Source organism: Clostridium sp. FS41, assembly GCF_000954015.1.
Classification (GTDB): domain Bacteria; phylum Bacillota; class Clostridia; order Lachnospirales; family Lachnospiraceae; genus Enterocloster; species Enterocloster citroniae.
The window spans coordinates 98,025-122,500 of record NZ_JYHN01000039.1 but is presented as its reverse complement, the minus strand read 5'-3'; the positions used below and the strand labels follow the sequence as shown (position 1 = coordinate 122,500).

22 protein-coding genes, 1 rRNA gene and 1 other RNA gene (1 of these 24 only partly in view) are annotated in these 24,476 nt (G+C 50.4%); 2 read left to right on the top strand and 22 right to left on the bottom strand.

Features of this window, described 5'->3' with window-relative positions:
- From CLFS41_RS05670 to tadA, 11 genes are all read right to left on the bottom strand, one after another.
- Positions 1 to 7, bottom strand: a 16S ribosomal RNA gene (locus CLFS41_RS05670); it reaches 1,525 nt to the left of the window's first position.
- A 643-nt stretch (positions 8 to 650) separates the two neighbouring features.
- The gene (locus CLFS41_RS05665; protein WP_045091706.1) at positions 651 to 1,367 is read right to left on the bottom strand and encodes a CvpA family protein; all 717 of its coding nucleotides are present in this window, start codon (positions 1,365 to 1,367) and stop codon (positions 651 to 653) included.
- A gap of 25 nt (positions 1,368 to 1,392) precedes the next feature.
- The gene (locus tag CLFS41_RS05660; protein WP_007870387.1) at positions 1,393 to 2,220 is read right to left on the bottom strand and encodes a Cof-type HAD-IIB family hydrolase; all 828 of its coding nucleotides are present in this window, start codon (positions 2,218 to 2,220) and stop codon (positions 1,393 to 1,395) included.
- Positions 2,217 to 4,796 carry a hypothetical protein gene (locus tag CLFS41_RS05655; protein WP_045091705.1) on the bottom strand — a complete coding sequence of 860 codons (2,580 nt, stop codon included), beginning with the start codon at positions 4,794 to 4,796 and terminating at the stop codon, positions 2,217 to 2,219. The genes CLFS41_RS05660 and CLFS41_RS05655 overlap by 4 nt, the downstream gene beginning before the upstream one ends.
- Before the next feature lie 53 nt (positions 4,797 to 4,849).
- Positions 4,850 to 5,446: a recombination mediator RecR gene (gene recR, locus CLFS41_RS05650; protein ID WP_007870391.1), complete on the bottom strand. Its 597-nt coding sequence runs from the start codon at positions 5,444 to 5,446 to the stop codon at positions 4,850 to 4,852.
- Entirely contained in the window at positions 5,446 to 5,802 is a 357-nt protein-coding gene (locus tag CLFS41_RS05645) for a YbaB/EbfC family nucleoid-associated protein (protein ID WP_007870393.1), read from the bottom strand. The genes recR and CLFS41_RS05645 overlap by 1 nt, the downstream gene beginning before the upstream one ends.
- Positions 5,803 to 5,854: 52 nt before the next feature.
- The gene (gene dnaX / locus CLFS41_RS05640; RefSeq protein WP_045091704.1) at positions 5,855 to 7,474 is read right to left on the bottom strand and encodes a DNA polymerase III subunit gamma/tau; all 1,620 of its coding nucleotides are present in this window, start codon (positions 7,472 to 7,474) and stop codon (positions 5,855 to 5,857) included.
- A 24-nt stretch (positions 7,475 to 7,498) separates the two neighbouring features.
- Complete coding sequence (locus tag CLFS41_RS05635) at positions 7,499 to 8,578, bottom strand: ATP-dependent 6-phosphofructokinase (protein ID WP_007870398.1); 1,080 nt, start codon at positions 8,576 to 8,578, stop codon at positions 7,499 to 7,501.
- A 218-nt stretch (positions 8,579 to 8,796) separates the two neighbouring features.
- Positions 8,797 to 9,058, bottom strand: an RNA gene (gene ffs / locus CLFS41_RS29330) — signal recognition particle sRNA large type.
- Positions 9,059 to 9,310: 252 nt separating this feature from the next.
- Positions 9,311 to 9,454 carry a hypothetical protein gene (locus CLFS41_RS30040; RefSeq protein ID WP_161797479.1) on the bottom strand — a complete coding sequence of 48 codons (144 nt, stop codon included), beginning with the start codon at positions 9,452 to 9,454 and terminating at the stop codon, positions 9,311 to 9,313.
- 5 nt (positions 9,455 to 9,459) lie between these two features.
- Positions 9,460 to 9,942, bottom strand: a complete 483-nt coding sequence (tadA, locus tag CLFS41_RS05625; RefSeq protein WP_045091718.1) for a tRNA adenosine(34) deaminase TadA — start codon at positions 9,940 to 9,942, stop codon at positions 9,460 to 9,462.
- A 355-nt stretch (positions 9,943 to 10,297) separates the two neighbouring features.
- Between tadA and CLFS41_RS05620 the strand changes: the two genes are divergently transcribed.
- Positions 10,298 to 10,996 carry an anaerobic ribonucleoside-triphosphate reductase activating protein gene (locus tag CLFS41_RS05620; protein WP_045091702.1) on the top strand — a complete coding sequence of 233 codons (699 nt, stop codon included), beginning with the start codon at positions 10,298 to 10,300 and terminating at the stop codon, positions 10,994 to 10,996.
- Positions 10,997 to 11,191: 195 nt separating this feature from the next.
- On the opposite strand, the gene CLFS41_RS29755 is transcribed toward CLFS41_RS05620, so the two are convergent.
- On the bottom strand, positions 11,192 to 13,747 hold the full coding sequence (locus CLFS41_RS29755) for a DUF6128 domain-containing protein (RefSeq protein ID WP_045091701.1): 2,556 nt from the start codon (positions 13,745 to 13,747) through the stop codon (positions 11,192 to 11,194).
- A 209-nt stretch (positions 13,748 to 13,956) separates the two neighbouring features.
- Between CLFS41_RS29755 and nagB the strand changes: the two genes are divergently transcribed.
- Entirely contained in the window at positions 13,957 to 14,682 is a 726-nt protein-coding gene (gene nagB / locus CLFS41_RS05610; RefSeq protein WP_007870455.1) for a glucosamine-6-phosphate deaminase, read from the top strand.
- Positions 14,683 to 15,023: 341 nt separating this feature from the next.
- Here nagB and CLFS41_RS05605 read toward each other — a convergent pair whose 3' ends face one another.
- The 10 genes from CLFS41_RS05605 to CLFS41_RS05560 form a co-directional block, all read right to left on the bottom strand.
- Complete coding sequence (locus tag CLFS41_RS05605; protein WP_007870458.1) at positions 15,024 to 15,593, bottom strand: GerMN domain-containing protein; 570 nt, start codon at positions 15,591 to 15,593, stop codon at positions 15,024 to 15,026.
- A gap of 17 nt (positions 15,594 to 15,610) precedes the next feature.
- Entirely contained in the window at positions 15,611 to 16,069 is a 459-nt protein-coding gene (locus CLFS41_RS05600; protein ID WP_045091717.1) for a MarR family transcriptional regulator, read from the bottom strand.
- A gap of 127 nt (positions 16,070 to 16,196) precedes the next feature.
- Entirely contained in the window at positions 16,197 to 17,546 is a 1,350-nt protein-coding gene (gene murD, locus CLFS41_RS05595; RefSeq protein WP_007870462.1) for a UDP-N-acetylmuramoyl-L-alanine--D-glutamate ligase, read from the bottom strand.
- Positions 17,547 to 17,557: 11 nt separating this feature from the next.
- Positions 17,558 to 18,991: a hypothetical protein gene (locus tag CLFS41_RS05590; protein ID WP_007870464.1), complete on the bottom strand. Its 1,434-nt coding sequence runs from the start codon at positions 18,989 to 18,991 to the stop codon at positions 17,558 to 17,560.
- Between the two features lie 143 nt (positions 18,992 to 19,134).
- Complete coding sequence (locus CLFS41_RS05585) at positions 19,135 to 19,665, bottom strand: nucleoside recognition domain-containing protein (protein WP_007870466.1); 531 nt, start codon at positions 19,663 to 19,665, stop codon at positions 19,135 to 19,137.
- An 81-nt stretch (positions 19,666 to 19,746) separates the two neighbouring features.
- The gene (locus CLFS41_RS05580; RefSeq protein WP_045091700.1) at positions 19,747 to 20,412 is read right to left on the bottom strand and encodes a 4'-phosphopantetheinyl transferase superfamily protein; all 666 of its coding nucleotides are present in this window, start codon (positions 20,410 to 20,412) and stop codon (positions 19,747 to 19,749) included.
- Between the two features lie 7 nt (positions 20,413 to 20,419).
- Positions 20,420 to 21,352, bottom strand: a complete 933-nt coding sequence (gene cysK, locus CLFS41_RS05575; protein WP_045091699.1) for a cysteine synthase A — start codon at positions 21,350 to 21,352, stop codon at positions 20,420 to 20,422.
- Positions 21,353 to 21,528: 176 nt separating this feature from the next.
- Entirely contained in the window at positions 21,529 to 22,473 is a 945-nt protein-coding gene (locus tag CLFS41_RS05570; RefSeq protein ID WP_045091698.1) for a glycoside hydrolase family 25 protein, read from the bottom strand.
- A 13-nt stretch (positions 22,474 to 22,486) separates the two neighbouring features.
- The gene (glp, locus tag CLFS41_RS05565; RefSeq protein ID WP_045091697.1) at positions 22,487 to 23,707 is read right to left on the bottom strand and encodes a gephyrin-like molybdotransferase Glp; all 1,221 of its coding nucleotides are present in this window, start codon (positions 23,705 to 23,707) and stop codon (positions 22,487 to 22,489) included.
- A 125-nt stretch (positions 23,708 to 23,832) separates the two neighbouring features.
- Positions 23,833 to 24,429 carry a hypothetical protein gene (locus tag CLFS41_RS05560; protein WP_007870477.1) on the bottom strand — a complete coding sequence of 199 codons (597 nt, stop codon included), beginning with the start codon at positions 24,427 to 24,429 and terminating at the stop codon, positions 23,833 to 23,835.
- Between the last annotated feature and the right edge of the window lie 47 nt (positions 24,430 to 24,476).

Below are 24,476 nucleotides of genomic sequence, written 5' to 3'. Positions count from 1 at the left end.
CAAATTAAAAGTTGATTCTTGGTTTTAGACTACTTAGCTTGGCTATAGTTATCTTTAACCTTCATTACTTGGTTTTGTTCCGAATTTTCTCAAATCCAAAGGTCTAAACCAGACCTTTTGTTTTTAGAATTTTCAGGGTTTTACATACTATTTAATCTTCAATTATCAAGGTTCGTTTGTTGTTGTCTTGTTCAGCAGCAACTTTTATATCTTATCACAGCTGCTTGCGTTTGTCAACAACTTTTTTTATTTTCTTTGTTGTTGTTTTTCAACGGCAACTTTTTTAGTTTATCATAGTTTCCATATTCTGTCAACAACTTTTTCCAACTCTTTTTCGGAGCCGCCCCCGCTGTTTTCGCGGTGGAACTTTAATATAACACTACTGGCTCAACTTGTCAAGGGAATTTGTGCCATTTTTTTATACAATTTTTAATTCTTTTTCACAACTACAAAATATGCCCGTTTTTTCATAATTCTTCTATATTTAGTGGTTGGCATAAAAATGGCTGAGTCAAGTCTTCTCCAACTTTTCCCAGCCATTTGTGTTAATTCAATATAATATAGGAACAATTATTTCAATCCATACCCGGTCATTTCACAGAGACCAGCCGCATCCTATATAAATGAATGCTCTATTCATACAGCCCAACCTAAAAAATCCCCCGGACAATACCTCCCAGTATAAGGTTGATCAGATTATACCGGTACAAAAACGTAAGCCAGGTACTGGCATAGACCTGTTCCTCCAACATCTTCCCAACAGGCGTTGCCGAAAACAGGCTGAGCACAAATCCCGCCACCCATAGCAGTACCAGCCCCTGGGCAAATCCCAACAGCGCTCCCGCTATATGGTTCAGTCCGTACAGTATAGGAAGGCGGGCAATAAGATCCAGCCATCGTACCACCATATGGATCAATACAAAGACAGCTATAAATAACAGGATGGAAGCAATTGCATTGATAAGCATATCCGCCAGGTACATACTCACATACTCCGCAAACTGGTCTACGCCCAATATTTTATAAATCTCGCTGTTGTTATTTTCCAGCAGTACATCCTTAACAGACTGAGGCAGATTCAACCGCTCAATGGACATTCTCTGAGCGGAGGGAAGTCCTGTATCTTCCATGGAAGGCTCCTCCCAGCCAGCGATGCTGAGTATGGCATCAGCCGCCCCCTGCCGGATGGATGGGTTATCTTTTATAAAACCTGTCATGTACGGCGTAGCGATCTTCACAATGACAATGGTGAGCACAAGGGCACCCAGGGATACACACTGCTTTAAAAATCCCCTGTAGTGCCCATACAGAACCATGCCTATCAAAAATACTCCTGCCCCCACGGACAGCCAGTTCTCTATTATCATGTCTCAGCTTCTTTCAGTCTCAATTTCAGTTAATTATCAGGCGTTCTATGGCTGCCGCCACACCATCCTCATCATTGGTAAGGGTGATCTCATCCGCTGCGGCTTTTACAGCCTCAAGGCCGTTCCCCATGGCAACTCCCACTCCGGCTGCCTCGATCATGGAGATATCGTTCTCCCCATCGCCAAAAGCCATGGTCGCTTTTCTATCTATGGACAGGTAGTCCGCTAACCACATAAGGGCATTTCCCTTTGTTGCCCCATGGGCATTGATCTCCAGGTTATTATAGAGAGAAGAGCTGATGACAATTCCTTCCACAGATCCAAGATCCTCTCTCAGGGTCTTTCTTTCTTCCAGATCTCCCAGATAGATGTTCACCTTCTCTGCATCACTGCCGCATTCTTTTACATAGCGGATCACATTGGGCACAACATCCCTGGTGGCCCTGACCATTTTCTGAATGGTGGGTGAAACTCCATAATTTTCCATGTGGTCAATGAACTCAGGCTGGGTAATTCCTCTGCCGTTAATATAAGGATCATACATGGCATTGTACTTATCTGCAATACTCAGAATCTCCAGCGTCTTTTCATTAGTCAGGGTACGGCGGAGCAGGCACCTGGCATTTTCCAGGTCCGCCACCGTACCACCATTGGCGGTAATGGCATAATTTACACCGGGAAGCATACGTATCTCCTCCATAATACCATCCACTGCCCTTCCAGTTGTTGGCACGATCTGAATTCCCATACGGGCACATTTGATCAGTGCCTCCTTATTACGGGGGGACAGACGTTTCCGGCTGTCCAGCAGGGTCCCATCTAAATCAAGTGCTATCAAACCTATGGATTTCATATAAAATGCTCCTCTTTTAATATAAGAAGACCATCTTTGTCATACTTGGATGAAAAGATTCCCGTTATTCGCTTAAAGAACGAAGGATTCTCTGCCTTGTCGGCAGCTTCCTCAATCAGGTCTTCTGCACTTTCCTTGGTAAGGGCGATTCCGTCCTCCTCCATGATTTCGATCCTCTCATAGAGGGCCAGCATGCTTTTGCCGGATATACTGCAGTCAATGTCACTGGCATACTCGCATGCATATTTGGCGAATTCGTCAATGTCCATCTCCTCTTCTTCCATTTCATCCATCGGCAGTTCTTCATTGTCTGTAAATTCCGGCTCAACCAACTTCTTTACAGGTGCAGGTGTAACAGGAACTTCTTTCCTGGCCGGTTTTTTTGCCGGTTCCACGGCCTTCATTACCGGCTGTTTCTTTTCTTCTCTTGCCGGAACCTGCTCTTTTATAGTCTGGGCAACAGGCTGCATCTCCTCCTGCGCCGGACGTTTTAACGGTTCCTGAGGCATGGCCCGCACCGGCTCTTCCTTCTTTTCCTTTGGCATCTCCTGCCTGTGGACCTGGACCTGCCTTACCGGTCGTTTATCTTCTTTGGGCGCTTCATACTCATTTTCCTTTGGGGGCCGGCTTTTCCCAATGTATTCAAAGCGTTTTGCCAGACCCGGATACACTCTGTGAAGGGCGGCCAGACGTTCTGCAGTGTCGATCAGCACCACATTCATGCCGGTCTCATCCCTTGCCATAAGCTGGTTTAATTCCTGAAGTATGGCCTCAGTCATATCCCCCGCCTGTTCGATCATAAGATCCTTTCCGGTCAGTTTGTCAGATAAGTTGAAGACACCCTTGCTGTTAAGCCGCTCTCCTGTTATCTTAGCTGCCTGGTTCTTCGCACCTGTCTCCCTGTGGATCTCCTTTAATGCTTCAATGGCCTTCTCAAGCCCCTGCTGAGGCGTCTCAGCTTCTATCATAAGATGTCTGGCCTCGCGGACTGCTCCCTTTTTTATATCACGGATATCTGAAAGTACGCGGGTCTGAGCAGCCTCTACCTCCTGCTTAAAACCGCTGCCGGAGATTCTGGACATTTCCATGGCCAGGTTGGCCTGAACCTCTGCTTCATGAATACGGGCCTTCAGGGCTTCATCCGACATCCACTGATCGCCTGCAGACTCCTTCTGTCCTGCGCCGGACTCCTGTAAACGCTCCTCAAAGGACTCCTCTGCCGCCCCATCTCCATATGGTTTTTCCGACATTTCCTCTGTTGCCGCCATCTCTTCCTCCCCATCTTCCGGTTCTATAGTAACCTGAGTGCGGGGCGGATCCTCCTCCATAAGGCGGTCATCGGCATACTGGGAATATCCGTCACGGGAATATTCGGAGTATTCTTGGGAATACCGCCCATGACCATAGCCGGATCCCGGGGCATATGCTGATTCTTCGGTATATTCCGGCTCCTCTGCATATTCCTGTTCTTCTGCGTATTCTTGTTCCTCTACGTATTCCGGTTCTTCTGCGTATTCCGGTTCTTCGGTATATACCGACTCTTCCCCATATCCGCCTCCCGAGCCAAATTCTCCCTCATGGCCATTGTCATAGCTGCCTTGACGGGAATTTTCTGTTGCACGTGGGTACTCAGACTCCTGGGCATAGCCTGGTTCCTGGAGATAATCGGATTCACGGACATAGCCCGGTTCCTGGGCATAATCGGATTCCTGGCCGTAGTCCGTATCCCGGCCGTAGTCTGATCCCTGATCATAATCGGATTCCCCGGCATAACCTGACTCCTGAGCATAATCCCCTTCCTCTTCATAGCCGGGTTCCCTGGTCACTGCTGCCTCCCTTGCATAGGAGGCAGACTGAGCCCCATAATGATCCCTGCGGGAACCGGCTGCCGGCGTGTCACTGTATTCCTCCACAGGGGCACCCATCCGGTATTCTTTTTCCACTGCCCGGAGTTTTGCCTCATACTTGTCCCTGTTTTCCACCAAATCCATCTGGTATTTGGTAAGAGGGGCAAACTGTATCTTAAGTTCCATTGCCTTTTCCACATATTTACCCAGGCCAAACATAAGCATGATCTTGTCACAGGCCATGATACAAAGCTCTCCCATGCCGGCCTCAGCATACAGTTCAGCCAGCTCGTACAGCCATTTTTCATCTAATTCAATGTTGCAGTACTGTTCCAGGGTGTGGATCAGCTGCTCCACAGGAGCGCCTTTGGCTCCCAATATCATATACCTCAGGATATACTGCCTGGGATCATCAGGCGCCAGGTCGCAGAATTCCCTGTAATAGTCTTCCGCTTCACCGGTGCTGCCCTCTTTTATGGCCAGCTCCGCCAGTTTAAACAGCAGGCGCTTGCCAATAGGCGCACGCTCAAATGCAAGCAGCAGGATATCCTTGGCTTCCTGGTACTCCTGATTCTTCTCATATATGGTTGCCACCATGGACAGGATATTGACATTGCGCACCCTCCGCCAGTCAATGGTATCCGCAATTTTCATGGCTGTCTCATAGTCGCCTTTGTTTACCATCTTCTTAATCTGCTCAACTTTAATGTTAAACTCGTATTTATCCATCTTTTGCATCTCCCTATTGCCCCGGTATGGAATTACCTGTCTGTCAGTCTGTACTATATCTCTGTTCTGCCTTCCAATGCCCGAAGAAGCGTTACTTCATCTATGTATTCCAGGTCGCCGCCAACCGGTACACCGCTGGCGATCCTGGTAACCTTAATCCCGGTAGGCTTGATCAGCTTGCTGATGTACATGGCTGTGGTCTCACCTTCCAGGCTGGAATTGGTTGCAATGATGACTTCCTCCACCTCAGACTGAAGGCGCTGCATCAATTCCTTAAGTTTAATGTCATTCGGGCCAATTCCCAGCATAGGGGAGATGGCGCCGTGAAGTACGTGGTATACACCTTCATACTTGCCGGTTTTTTCATAGGCAGCCAGATCCCTGGTATTCTCAACCACCATAATGGTTTTATGGTTTCTCTTATCGCTGCTGCAGATCGGACAAAGCTCCTTGTCTGTAAGGGTAAAGCACTCTTTGCAGTAGCGCACATTATTCCTGGCTCCTGTCATGGCTCCCGCCAGCTCCTCCACCTGCTCCTTCGGCATATTAATGATGTGAAATGCCAGGCGCTGGGCTGATTTGGCGCCAACTCCCGGAAGTTTTGACAGCTCTTCTATTAACTTGGTAATCTGACTGCTGTAATAATCCATTAGAAAGGAAGACCTCCACCCAATGCTCCGCCAAGTCCGCCTGTAAGCTTGGACATGGCTTCGCTGCTCTCTGCCTCCATCTGACGAAACGCTTCATTGGTTGCCGCCACGATCAAATCCTCCAGCATCTCAATATCATCCGGGTCCACTACTTCCTCGGATAATTTTACGGATACGACCTCTTTCTTACCTGACACTGTAACACTCACTGCCCCGCCACCGGATGCAGCCGTGTATTCCTTGGTCTCCAATTCCTTGGTTGCTTCTTCCATCTGGCGCTGCATACGCTGTGCCTGCTTCATAAGATTGTTCATATTGCCAGGCATTCCGCCTGGAAATCCGCCACGTTTTGCCATGGTGTGTTCCTCCTGTTATCTTCCTTTTTATTATATTCTTCTGATATAACTTCTAATCTTCATATGTAATATCCATATGAATCTTATCTTCCAATTCTTCCTCAGTAACATAGATCGTGTTCAGCCGTTCACCTCTGCCCGCCAGACGGGTCTTGAAGTAAATGGATTTGCCGTAATTGGTCTCAACGTACCGTTCCAGTTCACCGATGACCGTTGGACGTTTGCCCATATCATAGTTCATGGGATCCATAAACACTATGGTAAGGCATCCTTCGCCTCCGGGTTCCACCACGGTATCCCTGAGATAGGACTTTGCTCCTCCGCCCATGCTGCGGACAATTCTGGCCCATTCATTGCGGACCAGCTTCAGATCCTCCAGCTGTGCCTTTGGAAGACTTACCCGCTCTGCCGGTATTTCCGGCTCTGCGGAAGCTGCCGCAGGACGGGCCGCCTGTCCGGCAGTTCCCGCAGCAGCGTATGCCGGAGCTGCTGCCTGTATGGTCATTCGTCCTGCCTCCAGGTCCTCCATCAGCATCTCCAGATCGCCCAGGCGCTGAAGGATGGAATCCAGATTAGGTTCCATGGCCGGACGGGTAAGTTTTATCAGCGCAACCTCTACCAGAACCCGCTTCTGCGTGGCATAGCGCAGTTGGTTGGACAACTCTGAAAATACCCGGATATAACGCATCAGGGTTGGTCCATCCGCCTTTTCCCCGTCTGCCTTCAGCTGTTTTAAATTCTCCTCCGACATGTCCAGCAGACCTTCTGCATCATCTGCGCTTTGGATGAGAAGGAGATTTCTCATATACCATATAAAATCAGTTACAAACTGTCCCAATTCCCGCCCCTGAATCACGATTTCCTCCAGGGCACAGATGCAGTCTTTTGTCCTTCCATCCACAATGGCTCCAAACATCTGGCTGAACACGCCGGCATCCACTGCCCCCAGAACTTCCAGAGCGTTGTCATAGGTCAGCACCTTGCCGTAATGAAACGCCACACACTGGTCCAGAAGACTCAGGCCGTCACGCAGGGATCCATCCGCCGCCTTGGCAATATACATCAAGGCCTTGTCTTCCACCTCAATCTGTTCTGCCTGGGTCAGTTCCCTCAGCCGGTCCGCTATGGTATCCAGGGAAATGCGTTTAAAATCATAACGCTGGCACCGTGAAAGGATCGTGATGGGGATCTTGTGCACCTCGGTTGTGGCCAGTATAAATATTACATAGGAGGGCGGTTCCTCCAATGTCTTAAGCAACGCGTTGAAGGCACCGATCGACAGCATGTGCACCTCATCAATGATATAGACCCTGTACCGTCCCTCGGTGGGAGGATACTGAACCTGGTCCCGTATATCACGGATGTTCTCCACACCATTGTTGGAGGCAGCGTCAATCTCCACCACATTCATGGATGAACCTGTCTGAATGGCCTTACATGTGGGACATTCATTACATGGACTTCCATCCACCGGGTGTTCACAGTTTACGGCTCTTGCAAATATCTTGGCAATACTGGTCTTGCCCGTACCTCTTGTCCCGCAGAACAGGTAGGCGTGGCCGATGCGCTCCGACGTTATTTGGTTTTTCAGGGTCTGCACAATGGGGTCCTGTCCCTTTACATCTTCAAACGAAACAGGACGCCACTTGCGGTATAACGCCGTATATGACATTTTAGTTACTCCTTGTTATTTATATCATTCATCACCAAAGCTGATTCCCACCATCTTGGCTTCCCGGATCATGGAACATTCCGGATCCACTGTCTTTAACTTTCCGGCTACCTCGGACAGCGGTACTTTGGTTATCTCATTGTTTTTAACAGCTACCATGTAGCCGTATTCTTTATCTGCAATCAGCCTGGCCGCAGCGGCTCCCAGCCTTGTGGCCAGAACGCGGTCATAAGAGCAGGGCTCTCCGCCCCTCTGCATGTGTCCCGGTACCGTCACCCTCACCTCGCTGCCTGTAACTTCCTGGATCCTGGCACCGATCTCATATGCCACTGACGGATATACCATGCCGCTTTTTTTCTTTTCCTTTAATTCCTTCTTGGTCATGACCGAGTCTTCCTTGGAAATGGCTCCCTCAGCCACTGCAAGGATGGAGAAACGCTTGCCTGCTTTGGAGCGCTTCATCAGAGCATCACACACCGTATTGATATCGTATGGAATCTCCGGCAATAAAATGATGTCTGCGCCGCCTGCAAGTCCTGCATACAATGTGAGCCATCCCACTTTATGCCCCATAACCTCCACAATAAACACACGTCCATGGGACGCGGCAGTGGTGTGTATACAGTCGATTGCATTGGTCGCAACATCCACAGCGCTCTGGAATCCAAAGGTCATATCCGTTCCCCAGAGGTCATTGTCAATGGTTTTAGGCAGGGATACCACATTAAGGCCTTCCTGGCTCAGCAGGTTGGCTGTCTTCTGGCTTCCATTGCCGCCAAGTACCACCAGGCAATCCAGTTTCAGCTTTTTATAGGTATGTTTCATGGATTCCACTTTATCCAAACCATTTTCATCGGGAATGCGCATTTGCTTGAACGGCTGACGTGAGGTTCCAAGAATCGTTCCACCCTGGGTCAAAATACCTGAAAAGTCTGAAGATTTCATAATTTGATAGTCTGCATACATCAGTCCCTTGTATCCGTCTTCAAATCCAATGATCTCCACATCATCAAATAAGTTGTATAAGGATTTTGCTACGCCTCTCATGGTAGCATTCAGTGCTTGGCAATCTCCCCCGCTGGTCAGCATTCCTATTCTTCTCATACTGCACTTCCTCCATATCAGACTTTTTCCTACTTGTCAATGGTTCTATTATACCCATTTTGTAATTATAACGCAAAGGGTATCTATGGGCAAGTATAAATATTCCTACGATTTTCTTGAGTTTATTTCATAAATGATCTTATTTTTTTTAAAATAAATGGGATATAAATCTGCCGGCAACAATTGTCATCTCCAGATTTATATCCCATTTTTAAATTCCACGCACCTTGCTTTGTGCAATCGCCACGGACGTTACTCATGCAGTTAACTCGGTCCAGGCTGCCTCACGGCACACGGGAGGTTCCGCTTAGTGCTGCTGCATTCCTGCCCTGACACGGTTCACAGATTCCCGTTGCGTAAGACCCAAACGTCAACGCCACTTACACAAGGCAGCTCCGCAACGGGTTGCCCGAGGCAAGGTATCACCCCTGCTGGAGCGGATTGCAGGTACAGGGCACCGCTATCTCCCCGGCTGCGTGGAAACTTTATGACTTGGTTGGGTGTTACACGCTGATTCTACACACTGCGTGTAACCGCTTGTTAAGTATAACTTGCGGGCGTGGTTTTGTCAAGGGGCGCTTGTTTGCCCGCCCTTGCATGCTTTTACTGTTCGCAGGAATGGCGGGAATATGATGTTGCAATGTAAACCAGATCATCTCTCCGGTCTGAAACCACTTCTTTACAGGAACCGCAGGCTGTATTCCGTATCTCCTCGCAAACTCCCGTACCCTGTCATGAAACACCATCTGCAAATATGACAATATCCTCCACATTGTAAACTGTCCACACCATTTCTACTGCAGCATTTCCCAGCCCTATGATTTCTATTTTTAGCTTATTACTCCTCAAATATAAATATGCATTTTTAATTTTCAATAATTCTATTTCCTAAGTTTCCTAAAAAAATCCTTCAAGAGCCTGGAACATTCTTCTTCCAAAATCCCAATCTCCGTGTCTACCTGGTGGTTAAACCCAGTCTCGTGGAGCATGTCAAGGACAGAACCCGCGCACCCGGCCTTGGGATTCATACAGCCTATTACTACCCTTGGGATACGGGCCTGCACAATTGCGCCGGCACACATGGGGCAGGGCTCAAGGGTAACATACATGGTACAGTCCTCAAGGCGCCAGTCACCCATCTGTTTACATGCCTTTCTAATGGAGGTTATCTCGGCATGGGACAAGACACTTTTGTCCGCATTACGCCGGTTATATCCTCTGGCTATAATCTTTCCCTCGCGGACTATGACGCATCCGATCGGCACATCCCCCAAATTTCCTGCCCTGTGCGCCTGCCTTATGGCCTCTTTCATAAACTTTTCATCCGCCTCACGCCTCTGTCTGTTCCCTTCCTCCTCAGCCATGGATGCAAGACGTTTTTGCTCCATCCTCTTTTCCCATTTTCTTCGCCTGGTCTCCTCCCCCTTCTGCTTCTGGGTCAGGGCATCCGATCCGGGATCCATGGGGCAGTCCGGCATTGTATTCCGGCATTCTTCCGTCTGCGTATTTTTCTGTATGGCCATTTGCATGTCCTTCTGTGTATCTCTTTGTATATCCTGTGCGGTTTCCCGGATAATAACTGCGGCTCCCTCAGGCCTACTTCCTGGAGTTCTGGTCTTCATATAATTGCTTCCTCTTTTTTTTACACTCTGGTTGTGCTATACTTTTCTCATTATATATAATAAATCAAAAATTGAAAAGGCACAGGTTGAATGAATCATGAAAATAAGCGGACTGCAAAAAACCACATTGCTGGATTTTCCCGGACATGTGGCTTGTACCATATTTACAGGGGGATGTAATTTCCGCTGCCCCTTCTGCCATAACAGCGACTTGCTGGATAACGGGGCGGATGACGATTATACAGAGGAAGAGGTTTTTGAATTTTTACATAAACGCAAGAGGGTATTGGAAGGGGTCTGTATCACCGGCGGGGAGCCTACCCTGCAGCCGGACCTGGAAGATTTTATCAGAAAAGTCCGCGAATTGGGTCTGGCCGTGAAGCTGGACACCAACGGATATAAACCGGAACTGCTGAAAGATTTATGCCAAAAGGGGCTTTTAGATTATGTTGCCATGGATATCAAGGCTTCCCGGGACCATTACGGGGAGGTCGCAGGTGCGCCCGGACTTAATATGGAATTAGTTGACGAGAGTATCGCTTTTCTTCTGTCCGGCAATACTCCATACGAGTTCAGGACAACCGTGGTCCGCGGCCTTCACACAGCGGAAGATTTCCGCAAGATCGGGCCGTGGATCAAAGGGTGTCCCGGGTACTACCTGCAGTGCTTTACTGAATCCGGCCAGGTTCTTGTTCCTGGCATATATTCTGACTTTACAAAAGAAGAAATGCTGGGCTTTGCGGATTTGGTCCGTCCCTATGTGGGCCAGGTATCCCTGCGCGGGATTGACTATTAGCGCGTGTTTGAACATTGCTTTCTGACATCTGTGCGTCACTCTTTGCGTGAGACTCAGCTCCATTGAGGAAGGCGCAGCGGACTATGCCGGCTGAAGCGGGACCAAATCCGTGCAACATGGAGCGCTGCTTTATCCTAATGATACCTCTGTCGGATTCCTTAGGGCAGATGGCGGGAATGAATTTTCAAACACACATTAGTCCTGATTCTGCATTCTCACATCCGTATACCAGTAGCCAAAGCGGCCGTCCTGTGACGGCTGTTTTTTTGACAGCACGAAGTGGGGGAACCCAAACATGGATGCCATATATTTTTCATTGCTGTAATAATGGCCGGGCACGCCCAGGATATACCGTGTACGGCCCTGGGATTCATCTCCAATGCGGGCCAGTATCAGGTAACGGTAATTGTAATAACCGTGGAGCAGGAAGCTGTTATTGCCATAATTCCAGTTTTCCCTGGGCAAAAGCCCGATATCCTGGGGCTTGATGGTGAGGATTTCGCATCCATTCATACTGTCAAATGCCTGTATTTTAGGATACCGCTTGCGGAAATCTTCCCATAGCTGGCGCGGTCCAAGGTTCTCCTGCTCTTCCTGTTCCAGACGCTCCAGTTCCTGTGGATTTCCTAACAGCATTTCCTCCCTGGCGGAGTCGATCACAAGTGGCTTTTCCTCCGTCACATCCCCCTCTGATGAGACGGGATCTGTCTTTGGAGCTGGTCTGGGACGGGTAAACGCTCTGTTGTGGGCAGCCGGACGGGATCTCATGTCCGTCTGGGCCTGGGCAGATGGCTGAGTCTGGGCAGGCTGCCGGGTCTGATCAGCTGGCTGAGCCTGCGAAGACGGACGGGTCTGGGCAGGCTGCCGGGTCTGATCAGTTGGCTGAGCCTGTAAAGACGGACGGGTCTGGTCAGACTGCTGGGTCTGATCGGCCGGCTGCGGCTGGATAAGCCGCTGGGTCTGATCAGTCGGCTGCGCGGTCGGCTGTGCCTGGACAGATGTGTCTGTACGCATACCCATTCCAGGGAATCCGCCTCTCTGATACCTTGGATTATTCCTGTAGGGCATAGGCCTTCTGGGCTGCGGGTTTGCTGCCGCCGGGATATCTGTCCCGGGTACAGTATCCAGACCGGAGGGCATATTGATATGATCCGGCATATTTGTGCCGGCTGGTGTATTTGCGCCGGCCGGTATGTCGGTTCCATTGGGCATATTGGCACGGGGATAACGGTTCAATCCATTCCGCATCTCTCTTTGCTGCCGCATGATGGCATCTGGTAAGACAACAGGATGGGGACGGTTTCCCATAAAAGGCGAATTTGAATCAGGGCCAAACTGGCGGACCGGCTGTCTCCCCATATCCGGCATCGTCTTCCCATCAGGATACTCCTCTGATTCTGCGCATTCCCCATTGTCTGTATCTGCACGCAATGCCTCTGTGGAATGCAGCATGGCCTGGGAATTATTTGTACGGTTCATCTGGTTTTCATACTCTGACCGCGGATGATCTTCCTGTTGGGAACCACACCGGCATGGGGCGGATTCTTCCGGCTGCATCTCGTATTCAGATGTCTGTTCTGACCCGGGCTGCATTTCATATTCCGGCTGCATTTCCGGCTCCGGCCCCATCCCATATCCAGGTTGCGCCTCTGCCGCCGGCTGTTCCCCGTACTCACACGGCATTTCTGGCCCCGGCTGCATCCCATATTCCGGCTGCATCTCCCCTTCCGGCTGCATACCGTAGTCGGACGTCATCTGATTCCCATTCCATTCTCCGTCCTGAGGGCAGGCTGGTCCACCGGCCTCCGGCTGCATTTCCTCCGGCTGCATGTTTTCAGCCTGCCATGAATCTCCAGACTGATATTCTGCGTCCATCTGCCCTGAACCCTCTGGCTGATATTCTATCTCCGTGTGCTCTGAATCCCCGGACACATATTCCATATCCGGCCGCCCATTCATTTCACCGGCTAAGGTTGCATCTGTGCCTGTTCCTGTGCCTGTTCCTGTGCCTGTTCCTGTGCCTGTTCCTGCGGATGCTTCTGCGCTTGGCTGGGCACTGTTTTCCAAACAAGCATCCAGCTCCGGCTGAGCCTCATTTTCCCGGGTTTTGCTCTCAGACGCTGCTTCTCCCCAGACAGGCAGGGTTCCCCTATCAGAAACCGGTTCCCCATCAGGCAGTCTTGTTCCGTTAGAAGCATTTTCTCCCTGAACCTTTACGGTTTCCTGGTCCATGTCCTGAAGGGGGACAGTATTTGGCAGAGCCGGTTCGCCTGAGGATGACAGTACCTTGTCATTGATCTCCTTTTCCAGCTCCTCCACTTTTTTATGTATCTGCGTCTCAGAATTCCCCAGTTTTCCTGATGTTACATCAGCCAGCTCCACCTCAGCGGCATGGGCTACGGCATCCTCCCATATGGTAGTGTACGCCCGCCACGAGTCATTCTTTTCGTGGATGGTCAGCCCGTAGCACTGGTCCAGGCTGCATCCCGAATCCGCGGCATTTTCCACTGAGACCACGGCACGGAATTCCCCTGAACCGCCCCTGATAAAAATACTTCCCAGCGGGATCTCCCTGCCTGAAGCCAGCAGATATACACTCAGGTCACTGCTTCCCACGTAGACCTTTTTTACATTTACGCTGAGCTTGCACTGTCCGTTCCGTGACTCAAGTTTGGCAAATCCTATATTTTTGCCTTTGACATCGCCTTCGTAGGCATAGATATAAGATATCAATCTTCGATAATTGGTCATATTTTCACTCCTCGCACCCATAGTCTGCAGCTGCCCTGAACACGGCCTATCTGCTTTTATAAATATTTTATGCAATTACCCCTTGAAAGTATGTTAGGAAAATGTTATCCTATGTTTAAAGTTTTATAAAAATTTTTTTCAGAATAGATGGTTCGGCTGTAACGACACATCTGCAACTACTATTAGTGTATGGAAAGGTGGCAATTATTATGAGAATCTACAAAGCAAAGGATTACAATGATTTAAGCCGCAAGGCTGCCAACATTATCTCCGCCCAGGTTATCTTAAAGCCTGACTGCGTGCTGGGACTGGCAACCGGTTCTACCCCTATCGGCACCTATAAGCAGCTGATTGAGTGGTATAACAGAGGCGATCTGGATTTCTCCGAGACAAAGAGCGTGAACCTGGATGAGTACAGGGGTCTGACAAAGGATAATGACCAGAGCTATTACTATTTCATGTACAACAACCTTTTCAAGCACATCAACATCAATATGGACAACACCAATGTTCCGGACGGAACTGAGCCGGACAGCGAGAAGGAATGTGCCCGCTATGAGAAAGTGATCGAAGCTTACGGTGGTATTGATCTGCAGCTGCTGGGCCTGGGGCATAACGGCCATATCGGATTTAATGAACCGGCCGGGGATTTTGCAAAGACCACCCACTGCGTGGATCTGACCGAGAGCACCATCGAGGCCAACAAGCGTTTCTTTGCATCTGTGGATGATGTTCCCAAGCAGGCATACACCATGGGCATTGGAACCATTATGAAGGCAAAGAAGATCCTTCTTGTGGTAAGCGGCGCTGATAAGGCTCAGATCCTTCATGATGTTCTCTGCGGACCGGTTACACCTGATGTTCCGGCTTCTGTCCTTCAGTTACATAATGATGTAATTGTTGTTGCGGATGAGGCTGCCATGGCCAAATTATAAGCATAAAATAAAGGGCTGTCCTTTCTTACAAGGGCTGTCCTTTTTTGTACTTTATCTTGAGATACGGTTCTGATGACGCATCAGGATCAAGGGGTAAGAATCTTTCTCATATGCTTTAGTCTTTTGGAGGCATGGACCATTCCGTCTCCATGGCGGTCCCCTTAATCCCATATGTTTTAACATAATATTTAATCTCAGCCAAAGCTCCGTCAACATCTGGGGGTCTGCTGCGGGAAATGGCAGGAACCGGATGGTTTAAATTTCACCAAAGCTTTTTTTTAAATAATAAGACCGCTCCACGGCACCCTCTGCCATGAAGCAGTCTCATACACCACTTTTATCTATTCAACTGAATCATAATCCGTGCGATAGCTCAGGAAGTCGTTGTCCCCCTGCTTAATGCTGCTGCCCTGGTAATTTCCGCCGTTTACCTTAAGCTTCAGCTTTCCCAGTTCAAAGTTCTCAGTAAAGGTATTGCCGATCTCGGTGAGGAACATCTCATCCGATACGCCCTCGGCGCTCTCCGCCTGATTTAGGTCCAGGGTTCCCACTGAATCCTCTTCTTTGCCCTGGATATCAAAGCTCAGAACCTTGGTACCCTGTGTGAGTACGCCGTATTCTATCAGCTTGTCTACCAAAAGCTGGGCATCCAGCCCCTCTGTGTCAAGGGAATCCATATCCTGTACCAGGCTGTCAGAGTCCCCTCCATGGTATATGGAAACAACTGCTACCGGCATCACATTGGGATCCGGCACCTTATCGCTTGCCCCGCCGGTGGACTGGGGAACGATCTCCTGAGTATCCTTTGCCGCCTGTGTGGTCTGTTTCTTCTGTTTTTCAGTAGTAGGCGTGCAGGCTGCCAGGGATACTGCCATCATCACTGCCATTGCACCTATTAACCATCTTTTCATAAATGTAATTGCCTCCTTTAGTCCTTTTCAAAGCTTCTAAACCAGGAGTTCAGCTTTGTCAGCGCCTTTACAAGGGCTTCCAGTTCTTCTTCCGTCAGTTCTTTCACAACTCCATCTATCATCTGTTCATGAAACTTCTTGTGATGATAGTATGCCTTAACTCCTTTTTCTGATAGGGAAATATATACGACCCTCCGGTCTTCACTACTGCGCTGTCTGACCACATAGCCCTTTTTTACCAAACTGTTCATGGATATGGTCAGTGTGCCCACTGTCACAGATAATACTCTGGCAATGCTGGACATGTTTTTAGGCGCGTCAATGCCAATAGCCTCTATCACATGCATATCGTTATTGGTAATATCCTCAAATTCCGAGGTGATAATTGCCTTCTGCTCTATATCATTGACATCGCGGAACAGGCTCACCAAAACTTCATTCAGCGTCTCGTAAGTTCCCACGTTTCTCCCTTTCACTTTCTGCTTCAAAAGCTTCTTACTGATTGTACAGTATTTTAAGTGTTAAAACAACCCCCTAAATCCTTATAAAATTCTTAACAGGTTGTGATTTTTCTGTGTCCTTTGTAATTCAAATACGATTAAATTATGATCTAAATACAAGACGGGCAAATGTTTCTCCCCTCTCCTCAAAATTCTTGAATATCCCATAGCTGGCGGCGGCCGGCGAAAGCACACAGCTACAGCCCGGCCTTGTTATCTCCCTGGCCCGTCTGACTCCGTCCTCCAGATGCTCAGCCAGGATCAGCCTGGACCTGTTTTCAAAATCAGGGTAATATCTGTATATCTCCTGGTAGATCCTCTTGCCGGTCGCCTCCATCAGGATAATATGCCTCACCTGACACTGGGACAGGTACTCGATCAGCTCCCGGTAATCAATCCCCCGGTCCATTCCTCCGATCAATACCGTATCCGTATCCTTCAGGGTCTTTAACGCCTGGATCGTAGTATCACAGATGGTGGAAATGGAATCGTCATAATATTTGACCCCATCCCGCTCTCCCAAATACTGAAGCCTGTGGGGCAGCGGCTCATAGGTTTTAAGGCCCTGGGTAAACAGTTCCTCATCCATGCCCAGGATCCGGCACACGGCATAGACCACCCCGATATCAAAATAGTTGTGCTGTCCCAGAAGCTTGATCTGGTCCACGGGTATCCTGTAAGACTGGGCATCGTACCTGATCCAGGTCTCGCCTTTTTCTTCTGAAACACATAGCTGGGCATCCGGTGCATCCACCCCGGCCCTAATCAGCCTGGAGGGACAGGTTCCTTCCTGCGGAAGGCACTGTACATTACAGATCAGCATATCCGATCCTGTCTGGTTCTTAAAAATGCGGTGTTTGCTCTCCACGTATTTTTCCATGGTGCCGTAGTGGTCCAGGTGCTCCTCGTGGATATTTACCAGAATCCCAATATGCGGGGACACGGTCATATACTCCAGCTGATGGCAGGACAGTTCAAACACGATCCTGGTATCCTTTGTCACTTCCTCCATGTGGTCCAGGGCAGGTATGCCTATATTGCCCAGGATCATGGTATCCATGCCTGCATTTTTTAATATGTGATACAGCAGTGTGGTAACCGTACTCTTTCCTTTGGTGCCTGTAATTCCTATGATCTGGTCACGGAAAAGCTGGAAAAACACCTCTGTCTGGGAGAGGATCCTGCACTTGTATTCCTCCGCCGGCTTTTCCAGCACAATACCCGGGCTTTTAAACACCACGTCATAGTTATCCAGGCATTTCTGGTAATCCGGTCCTGTTATCCACAATCCATCCTCATCCGGCCTGGATGCAGGGGATGACACATCCGCAATATCCAGCTTCTCATAGCCCCGGACCTGTCTGAGAACGTGGTACGTGGACTGTCCTTCCCTTCCAAATCCCAGAAGCAGTACGCGCTTCCCCTGAATCCATGGTTTTATCTTCTCTATCATGTCCATTCTCCTTACGCGGTTACAGGTCCTGATACGCATTGTTCCTTTACCAGGCTGAGCCAGGGTTCAGGCACCAGGTTTTCCCCGTCATAATAGGAGGAATACTGGTCTCCCTCCTCCTTATACCGGTCATACAGGCCGGTCCCTTTATAATAGGAAAGGAGCAGCGGAAGGTCTTCCCCGTCCCTTTCCATCCTGTCAATGGTCATCACAATGGCCGTATTGATCTCCGCCCGGCTGCCCACACACTCAAAGGGCTTCTCCTCCTGAATGCCAACCAGCTGCTCCAGGGTGGTCTTCATGGATCCATCCTCCAACATATCTTTTCCAAATATCTCCCTTACCTCCTGAGAGGATAGGAAGGGTGAAAGGATCAGATATACGAACAGGCACTTGGGGCAGCGGCCACACCAGCTGTCCGTCCTGCTTCCCGCATTGCAGCTCCTGAATATACCATGATACTGCTTCTGCCCTGCAAAATACCTTGCGATCTGGAATTCGCTTAACGGGCGCAGCATACTGAAATAATAGGCGCTGCCCGGCAGATACCTCATCTCATATCTGTGGAAATCCTCTTCAAACTTAAAACTTTTGGAGTACTGGTGGTTTACCGTGCTCCCCTGGACCGTACTCTCATTGGCACTGGATTCATTGGAAAGCGCCACCCAGTCCAGGCCGTACATCCTGGCTGCCAGAATGCTGGAAAATGCCACCAGCGCGGAGAAGGGCGTATGGCCATTGAGATATCCCTGCCTGTTAAGCTCCAGCATACCGGGATCCAGGGTGCGCCTGACACTGATGATGCGATCCTCCTCAAGTCCGGCCGACCGGGTGGTGTGGATGGTGGCTCCTCTGGGATTGATAATGTACCCATAAAGAGGTTCTCCCGCACTGCGCAGAAGTTCCAGGGTCACAGCCGAATCCTTCCCGCCTCCGATGGGAACCAGCACCCCCTTCCTCCGGTGGGACCGGGCCTGTTCCCGGAAATCCCGGGGCAATTCCCCATGAACCTGCGCTGATTTCAGCGATGCCTCTTCCTGCACATTGGATACAATATCCATAAAGGTGTCAGGATCCGCTTCTGTGATCTGATTTACATAAAAGAACTCGCCCAGTCCGTTATAATAAAGGTCCTTCCACCAACTTACCTGATCCTGGTTTAATACACCTGCCTCCACCATCACCTGAGGCGGGCAGGCAATCTTCCAATAACTGATAAGCTCTACCATACCCAGTGAAAACACCATATCCCGTATAAGCCCGTCCTGCGCCCATACAGCAGTATCCCCATTCCTTTTGGGAAATCTCCAGGTGGGTGCAAAGGAGGACAGCCCCTCGATCTCAAACCTGTATGTGATCCTTAACTCACAGCTATCTTCCTCTATATCATATCCTTTGTAAATAAACCGCGGATACTGCCCGCGCAGTCTCTGATACTGTTCCATCTATGGTCCCTTTCCTGAACAACACAAACCCGCTGTACATAATCCCCCTGGCTCTTACCATGCCTATACAGGGCGCATATACAGCGGATTCCCTCTTTTCTATGGCTATTATAGTCAATAACCCTTGATTTTGCAATGTTTTTTTAGCCGGAGACGGCTCCTGCCAGGACCACGCTCACCGCTACCCCGGCCGCGGTGGCTATGAGGCCGCCTGCCAGCGTATATCTGGTCTTTCTGATCCCCACGGAACCGAAATACACACTCATGCAATAGAGGACGGTCTCCGTACTGCTCATAAGAATGGAAGCAATCAGGCCAATACTGGAATCCGTACCGAATTCCTTAAAAATATCCAGCACCAATCCTGTTGCCGCGGAGTTGGAAACCAGGCGCACCAGTATGACAGGTACGATCTGCGGAGGAAGATGGATCAGGGCCGCAGGGGCCATAAGCATTTTCCCAAGGAAATCCAGAAAACCGGATGCCCTCAGCACACCTACGGAAACCATAAGCCCCACCAGGGTGGGCAGTATGCCCGCCACTGTCTTCATGCCGTCTTTTGCACCGTCTATGAAATCGTCCAGCACCGGACGCCCTGACAGCAGTCCGAACCCCACAATGTAAAATATCATCAGCGGCACCATGGCCTCGGACAGGAAAATAATGAACCTCATACAGGTATCTCCGGTTCGTTTCTTTAATATAATGGTATTCCCTGCCGGAAGGTTTCATGACCGTTTCATGACCTGCTATTTTTACAAAAGGGGAATCCAGGCCGGCTCCCAGGATGCCGGGGAGAGGTCCGCGCTGCACACTGCCATCCGGTTGTTTTCCAGGGCAAACTCCTTAAAATAATAATGCCTGTCATCCACAGTCTGGTCCACCTCTATCTCCCTGCCGTCCAGGCGGATCTCAAAGGCATTTAAGGGCAGCCTCATCCCCAGCCCGGTTACCTTCATAAAGCTTTCCTTTAGGACCCATAAGCGAAAAAATGCCTCCCGCCGGGACTCCTCATCCTCTATCTTCTCCAGATAGCGGTACTCCCCTCCATGAAAAAAACGCCGCGCCGTCTTCTCCTTCATGACTCCCACGGTCTCCACATCGATCCCCACCGGACCCACACCGCAGACCCCGGCCGCAAAGTCCCCTGAATGGGTCAGGTTAAAATGGATATCCGGCCGGCCGGTCACGGATGCCTTTCCATTGTCCCCATATTCCAGCTGTGTTTTCACCGGATCAAGGCCGTACTGCTTTAAGATGGCCCCCAGCACAATGCCTGCGCCCAGGGAGCGCAGCCGGTCGCCCTCCATCTTGTGGCTGACGATTTTATTCCGGCGCTCCTTTGACATCTGATCAAACCAGGTCTGGTATATGGATCCGTCTCTCAGTCCATTGATGTTAACTATAAATATATGTTCCATTTTATCGTCACTCCACAAACAGGGGCGTGGAATAATACCTGTCACCGCTGTCCGGAAGCAGGGCCACAATGGTCTTTCCCTCATTCTCCGGCCGCTTGGCGGCCTGGATGGCAGCATATAAGACAGCGCCTGAGGATATGCCTGTGAGCAGCCCCTCTGTGCGCGCCAGCATCTTGGATGTTGCAAAGGGCACATCATTGTCAACTGTGATAATCTCATCATAAATGCCGGTGTCCAGGACCTCAGGCACAAATCCGGCGCCAATGCCTTGGATCTTGTGAGGGCCGGCCGCCTTTCCTGAAAGTACTGCTGAAGCAGCCGGCTCCACTGCAATCACTTTCAGATCCGGATTCTTTCGTTTCAGATAAGTTCCTGTTCCGGTGACGGTGCCGCCTGTGCCCACACTGGCCACAAACAGGTCCACCTTCCCCTGGGTATCTCTCCAGATCTCAGGTCCGGTTGTCTCCATATGGGCCTTGGGATTCACGGGATTCACAAACTGTCCGGGGATAAAGCTGCCCGGAATCTCCTTTGCCAGCTCCTCCGCTTTCTCAATCGCTCCTGTCATACCCAGTTCTCCGGGAGTCAGCACGATCTCCGCCCCGTAGGCTTTCAGGATATTGCGGCGCTCAATGCTCATGGTATCGGGCATGGTCAGTATCATCCTGTACCCCTTTGCCGCTGCAATGGATGCAAGACCGATCCCCGTATTACCGGACGTGGGCTCAATGATCACGGAACCAGGCTTTAAGATTCCCCTCTGCTCCGCATCCTCGATCATGGCCTTTCCCACCCGGTCCTTGACACTGCCCGCCGGGTTCAGATATTCCAGCTTTACAAGCAGGGTTGCCTTCAGCTTTTCCTGCTGTTCAATGTTTACAACCTCCACCAATGGGGTATTGCCTACCAGTTCCATGACACCTTTGTAGATCTTGGACATACATTCCCACCATCCCCTTCGGAGCATTTTTATTACGCTCAGATATATAAGGGCCTTTCTTTTATATTCATACTTAAACGCTAGGTTTAGTAGGATTATATGACCGGACCCTGGTTTTGTCAAGTATTATTCTGGAAGGGCGCCGCAAAATAACCTGACGCACCATGGCTTATAACCTACCGCACCATGGCTCCATTCCCGTCAAAGGTATAAGATACACCGTCAATATCCATGGTGGTGTCATGGATCATACAGCCGTTGGGGTCCAGATAATACCACAGACCGTCCACCTGCACCCACCCTGTCTGTTTTCTGTAATCCTTCATATAATACCACCTGCCGTCCACATGCTTCCATCCGTCAGCCGGTATCATGGCATTGTAGTCGGCAAAAGCCAGCTCTATGGTCACATTTCCATTGATCCCGTCCACGGACCCCGTATCCGTACACTGCCATATGGTTCGGTTGGGATAGCTGTTAACGGTTCCGTACCTGGCATACCAGATATCATAGGGGATTTGGCTGGTGTCCATGTTTTTTGTCAGCCACTCATTGTTGGCATAGACCACCGGGTGGTAACCTGCGTCCGCAATCGTTTTACAGAACGCATTTACATTGTCCGTGATCTGCTGTCTTGACAGATTGTTGTCCAGAAGATGCTGTGATTCCACGTCATAGGCAATAGGATAGGAGATAGGAAAATCCTTTATCACCTTGAGGACAAAATTTGCCTCATCCTCGGCAGTCTGCACATCCAGCGCCTGTGTATAGAAAAACACCCCTGCCTTGACCCCATTGGCCGCTGCCTCCATCACATTCCTGTCAAAATACGGGTCCTTATCCTTATAATACCCCACGCGGATCATTGCAAAGGAAACTCCGTCCGCAGCCACCTTCTCCCAGTCGATCCCATCTTCCCCATTGGCCCTGTTCTGATACTTTATCACCGTGATCCCTTTTGCCAGGGCGCCTGCCACGGGCGCTCCGGACGCATCCACGTACTGCCCGTTCTCCAGGCTCCATGCCTGTGCTGCCATGACATTTACGGGCAGACCCGCTGCCAGTATGCCTGCCAGTACAACTGCCGCTTTGGCAGCTGTCATCCTGCTCCATCTTTTCATCTTTCCACCTCTTTCAGAATAACCAGACCGTAACCACATCCCCCTCTGAGAGAGGGCCGCTGCACCCCGGGACATCAATCATACAGTTGCACCCCGACAGGCTGCCGATCCCGCCGGACGAATGCCCCTTTTCAGGTATTGATACGTATCCGCCTTCTATTCTAGCACGTATGAACCTTCGTGTATTTGAGGATTTCTTAAAGTTTCCTTTCATCTTGGCCCGTACCTTTACGGCCCTCCACCGTATATCCCCCGAAAGGCGCGCAAGAGCAGGAAGGGCCAGAAGTTCAAAGGTTGCCAGACTGGCAAAGGGATTTCCCGATAATGCCAGAAGCACGCTGTCCCCTCTCACCGCTCCCAGCACAGGGCTGCCGGGCTTTGCATCAATCCCCTGAAAAAGCAGGCGGGTACAGACCATCTCTGCCACGCCGGGCATAAAATCCTTTTTCCCCACCGACACCCCGCCTGTTGTGATGACCAGGGAGTATCGGGAGAGCAGCTGGTCCACCCGGTCTGCCAGGACCTGGGGATCATCCGCCGCCGCAGGATATATGTCGGCCCGGATCCCCAGTTCCATCAGACGGGCGGCCAGCATCATGCTGTTGGAATCATAGATCTTCCCCGGTCCCAGGGGAATTCCCGGCGCAGACAGCTCGTCCCCCGTGGACATCACCGCCACCCTGGGCTTTTCATATACCTCTACCCATTCCATTCCCTGTCCTGACATGACCCCGATGTGGGCAAAGGCTATCCTTGTCCCGGCCTCGATGAGGCAATCCCCAGCGGAAATATCCTCCCCTTCATAACAGAGGTTGCTTCCCCGGTCCACACATGCATAAAAACACACCTCCTCATCGCCCTGGTCCGTATCCTCCTGGCGGACGACACAGTCCGCTCCTTCCGGCACCGGGGCGCCTGTCATGATCCGGTCTGCCATACCGGCTGGCAGGGGCCGCACCCGGCCGCTTCCCGCCGGCAGGTACTGGCTCACGGGAAGCTTTACCGGACGCTCTCCGGACGCTCCCCGTATGTCGGAAGCCCTCAGGGCATAGCCGTCAAGAGGGCTTCTGGTAAAGGGCGGCTGGGGGATCCGGGCTTTCACCGGGACTGCCAGAACACGTCCCAGTCCCTGAAGCAGCGAAACCGTCTCCGTCCCCTTCGGATATGGCAGGGACTGCACAATAAGGGATATTGCCTCTTCCACAGGTGTTTCCCCTCTGACATACTGTTTCATCGCCTATCTCCTTTTCGGGCTGCTTTTATATGTGCCCACATTATAGCACACCTTGTTCCGGCTTTGCAAGGCAGCCCTCCGGGAAGGTAGGGGGCACGGGAGGAATAGGATGATACATTCAGTTGTCACGGACTGCGCTTTCTGTCCATCACCTTGCAGAATATCACTGCCACTACTGTGGATAAAAACGTGGCCACAAGCGCCGGCCCCACAATGGCGGTGGGATTCACGCTGCCGTACTGGCTTCTGTAGGCGATCATATTCATAGGGATCAGCTGCAGGGATGAAATGTTTATGATCAGGAATGTGCACATCTCGTTGCTGGCAGTCCCGCCCCCGTACTCTCCCCGATCTTCCTCCACCTTTTTCAGTTCCTCCATGGCCTTGATCCCGGCCGGAGTGGCTGCCCATCCTAATCCCAGTATGTTGGCGATCATGTTGACCGCGATCTGTTTCCTGGCCTCACCCTGGGGGGAAAGGCGGGGAAACAGGAAGGTGAGTAACGGGGACATCCTCCCGGCCAGCTGGTCAACAAGGCCGGAGCGGTGTCCGATCTCCAGAACTCCGGTCCAAAGGGACATGACCCCCAGCATAGTGATGCAAAGGGTCACCGCCTCCTTTGAAGACTGCAGGGCGCCTTCGGTCACTGCCGGAAGCTGGCCGTGGAACGCCCCCCAGAGGATACCGATGATCATCATACCTGCCCAAAGATAATTAAGCATTTTATAAAATACCTGCCTGACACATTTTATTACATTCTATTTCCATC